The organism is Rheinheimera soli, assembly GCF_021290985.1.
In the GTDB taxonomy this organism is placed as follows: Bacteria; Pseudomonadota; Gammaproteobacteria; order Enterobacterales; family Alteromonadaceae; genus Pararheinheimera; species Pararheinheimera soli.
Map to the genome: position 1 here is coordinate 1 of NZ_JAJOYU010000061.1, position 3,902 is coordinate 3,902.

Consider the following 3,902-nt stretch of genomic DNA (forward strand, 5'->3'; position numbering starts at 1 on the left):
AGTCGCGAAGACTTTCTCAGCTTCAGTAAACAAAGTACCAGTACCTTTGAATGAAGTACCATATTTACTTTGGACCAACATCCATGTATCTCCCTCAACACCTTCTTCCACTTCATGAGGAATGAACACAGCCGCATCTATACCGCCATCACCAGCACAATCGCAGTATATGATCTCGGCAATATCTGCATCTAATTCAAGCCAATCCCGTAATACTTTTTGAGCAAATCGATGCCCTTTCATCGTGGTTGAAGGCGCACCAGCTTCAATTTCCTCTAACCATTGTGCCTCGAAATCTTCGAGTGAAATCATCCTTATCTCCTAATTAGATTTTTCAATAAACCAATAATATCTTTAACTTACTAAAATCAAAAAAGACAGAAGCTCTTGAACTGTAAGCAAGACTTGCAAATGACAAATACAAAACTAACGGCCATGTACCTCTATTTCAATATTTTTCTGAAATTTACAAATCCTAGTTCAGTGAAATAAATCAGGCCTGACGACTAACGCATTTTTTAAGTGGCAAGAGTTATTTCTTTGCATAGCAATTTTGAACTGCAGATTCCTACTGATTTAACTCCGCAAAATAGGTCAGCTGTAATTGGCTAAATAACTCTGATTGTTTGATTTCAGCCAGGGCTTTATTAAAACGCTCTGCCACTTCAGGAGTACGGGCTAGTACATGGTAGTGATTCGGTTGGAAAAAACTCAAAACTTTCAGGCTGCTGTCGTCAGGTGCGGTTTGGCGGTAATAATGCCAGAAGATATTTCTGTCCATCACCAGCACGTCCACCCGGTTTTTTAACAGCAATGCGGGCATTTTATTTTGCTCTACCACTTCCAGATAGCTGCTGGCTTTAGCAACAGCTTCTGTATAGTCAGGTGGCAAAAACTGGCGGGCATTTTGAAAGGCCATCACCCTCAGCCCTACAAGATCTTGCAGGCTTAAGATTTCTTTATATAAGTCTTGTCGCACAATCAAAATATTCTGATAACTGATATAGGGCTGAGTGGCATAAAGTCCCTCTGGCGTGCTGCGCTGTAAAGAGACTAAATCGGCCTGGCCATCGCTGAATAAGGATAATAAACGGCCGTTTGGCACATGAATAAACTGGCTGTCAAACCCCATGCGCTTTACCACAGCTTTAAGTAATTCCAGCTCGTAGCCCGTTTGAGTCGCCACTTTAATATAAGGAGGCTTTTCTACACCCACCAATAGCTGTAGTTGCTGCGCCTGCGCCAGACCAATACAACTACTAATGCAGAAAAAGCCAAAATACAGCAGTGTTCTCATGAACCAGGTTCCATCTGAAGCAGAACTCAGCATAGGCCAGAGTTCACAGCAAATACCACTATTTTCTTTCAGTTCTTTTGATTCAACAGAAAATTATTTTCATAAAAATCACATTTTAATTACTTCATTTTGTCATCTTCCTTTCACTTTGCTGTCATTAGACCAGTTCAGAATGGCCGCGTTTTCTTCAATTCAAACAACAATATGGAGTTTCACGTGGCATTACATCACAAACATTTGCTCGCTCTTGCGATCAGTTCAGCCTTAGGTTTGTCAGCACCTGTAGTTGCAGAAGAAGCCGCAATTGCTGCAGCCGACGAGCAGGAAGTAGAAGTGCTGGCCATTACTGGCAAACGCATTAGCTATGCCAATAACAGTACAGATGAAGCGATCAAAAACACCAAAGCTCCTATAGGCAACGTATTGGATTTAGTCAGCCAACTGCCTGGTATCAGCGTAGGTCAGGGTGATGCTTTTGGTGGTGATGACTGGTCTACTACCATTTCAATGCGTGGTTTTAACGTGAACCTGAACGAACAACAACTGGGTATTACCGTTGATGGTTTACCTAATGGTGGTTCAGCTTATGGTGGTGGCAGTAAAGCCAACCGTTACCTGGACACAGAAAACACAGCTTATGTTGAAGTGGGTCAAGGTACCTCCGATATTGCATCTGCTTCGTTAGACGCTTTGGGTGGTACTTTAAACTTTGTATCAAATAACCCTTTAGCTGAGCAAAATTTATCTGTCGCTGCAACAGGCGGTGATCACAATGCCCGCCGTTACTACACCCGCTTTGATACTGGTAATATAGGTGCAAATACCACGGCTTATGTTAGTTTATCCGACAGCTTTAACAATAGATGGATAGGTTCAGGCAGCAATGGTTTTACTGACCGTCTGCACGGTGAAGTAAAAACTGTCACTGAACTGGACAACACCACCATCACAGCGCGTTTTTCTTATGACGACACTGAAGAAGACAACTACAACACCGTGTCTTTGCAGCAGTTTTTTGATAATCCGGATTGGGATCGCCTGACCAATATCTGGACTGGCAACCCGGATATCGATCAAAACTTTGCTGAAGTTTGGTCTACGTTGCGTGAAAACAGTTTCACCTACGTGAAAATTGATACCGACTTAACCGACAGCCTGAACCTGACCGTCACACCTTATGTGCATATGCAATCTGGCCGCGGTGACTGGATGCCGCCTTATCAGGTGTATGTGGAAGATGCTGCAGGCAATCGTGTCAGCCGTGGCACAGGCAACGGAACTTTAACGCCTTATCAATATGTTAATGCAGCAGGTCAGCCTATTCTGGATCCAAATGCTGATTTAACAGGAGCAACCCGGGTCGCCTCTTACCGTCACACTCACTATGAAAAAGACCGTTATGGCCTGACTTCTGAGTTGAAATGGAGCATGGATAATCATGAACTGCGTTTAGGTGCCTGGATAGAACAGCAAGACCGTAACGAAACCCGTGACTGGCACAATATTATCGACCCGAAACAGTATCATTATTTCGACAATCAGCCGTACTGGGTGCATTACGATCGTAACTATGAAACTGATACCCAGAAAATTTATCTGCAGGATCAAATCAACTGGAACGACTTAACAGTTACTTTGGGCGTGAAGAAGTTTTTTGTTGATGTCAGCCGCAAAGACAATATTGTCGCTGCCAATACAGATCAACTCGACAGCGATTCCGATCTATTACCAAGCCTGGGTTTTGTTTATCGTTTAAACGAAAGCTACGAAGTATTTGGTGGTTATGCTGAGAACTTTAAAGCCATCAGCGACGCTATTTTAGAAACCGATCAGGATTTTGATGATCTGGAAGCTGAAACGGCAAAAAACATCGACTTAGGTTTACGTTATTTTGGCGACGATCTGAGCCTGTCTTTAACCTATTACGATGTGCAGTTTGATAACCGTATTACCTTCCTGCAGCCTGGCGCTAACGGCGGTGGCCCTGACTACCTGAACGAGTTAGACGGCACTTATGTCAACGTAGGCGGTATTGAATCCAGTGGTCTGGAAGCTAGCTTAAACTGGGAATTTACTCAGGGCTGGAGTGTTTACAGTGCGTTCACCAGCAATAAGGCTGAATACAGCCAAACGATTAATGCCCTGGTACTGGATGAAGACGGTGAAGTGGTGTTAGGCCCGGACGGACAACCTGCAATCAACCCTGCGGCTATTTTTGCAGGCGACAAAGTAGCAGGTTCACCTGAAACTATGCTCAGCCTGTCGTTGCGTTATCAGGGTGATGCATACCGTACTGGTTTAACTGCCAAGCGCACAGACAGCTACTTTGGTGCTGCTTTGGGTGGCAATAAAGATGAAATTCCTGCGTCAACCCTGATGGATTTTTATGTGGGCTACAGCAAAGACTTGTCATCAAAGGACATGTTTAAAGGCATAGATTTGTCATTAGTGCTGAACAACCTGACAGACGAAGATTATTTAGCGGGTGGCCAGGAAGGCGCTTATTACTTAGGTGCAGAACGCACTGCGACCATCACTTTAAAACTGGATTTCTAAGTTAATCCAGAGTGAGAAAAGCCAAGCCGGAGCCCTCAAAGCTCCGGCA

The 3,902-nt window shown here is 44.0% G+C and carries 3 protein-coding genes; 1 reads left to right on the top strand and 2 read right to left on the bottom strand.

Features of this window, described 5'->3' with window-relative positions; all coding sequences use genetic code 11:
- Together LSG37_RS20820 and LSG37_RS20825 are read right to left on the bottom strand one after the other, a co-directional pair.
- On the bottom strand, positions 1-312 hold a 312-nt coding region (locus LSG37_RS20820), incomplete at its 3' end, for a hypothetical protein (protein WP_233081931.1).
- Positions 313-568: 256 nt separating this feature from the next.
- Positions 569-1,297: a substrate-binding periplasmic protein gene (locus LSG37_RS20825; protein WP_233081932.1), complete on the bottom strand. Its 729-nt coding sequence runs from the start codon at positions 1,295-1,297 to the stop codon at positions 569-571.
- Positions 1,298-1,513: 216 nt separating this feature from the next.
- On the opposite strand from LSG37_RS20825, the gene LSG37_RS20830 reads away from it, so the two are divergent.
- The gene (locus LSG37_RS20830) at positions 1,514-3,853 is read left to right on the top strand and encodes a TonB-dependent receptor (RefSeq protein ID WP_233081933.1); all 2,340 of its coding nucleotides are present in this window, start codon (positions 1,514-1,516) and stop codon (positions 3,851-3,853) included.
- Positions 3,854-3,902: the final 49 nt, after the last annotated feature.

Excerpts from the sequence above, each read along its gene's own strand:
- LSG37_RS20825 (WP_233081932.1), bottom strand. The coding sequence starts at position 1,297 with ATGAGAACACTGCTGTATTTTGGCTTTTTCTGCATTAGTAGTTGTATT.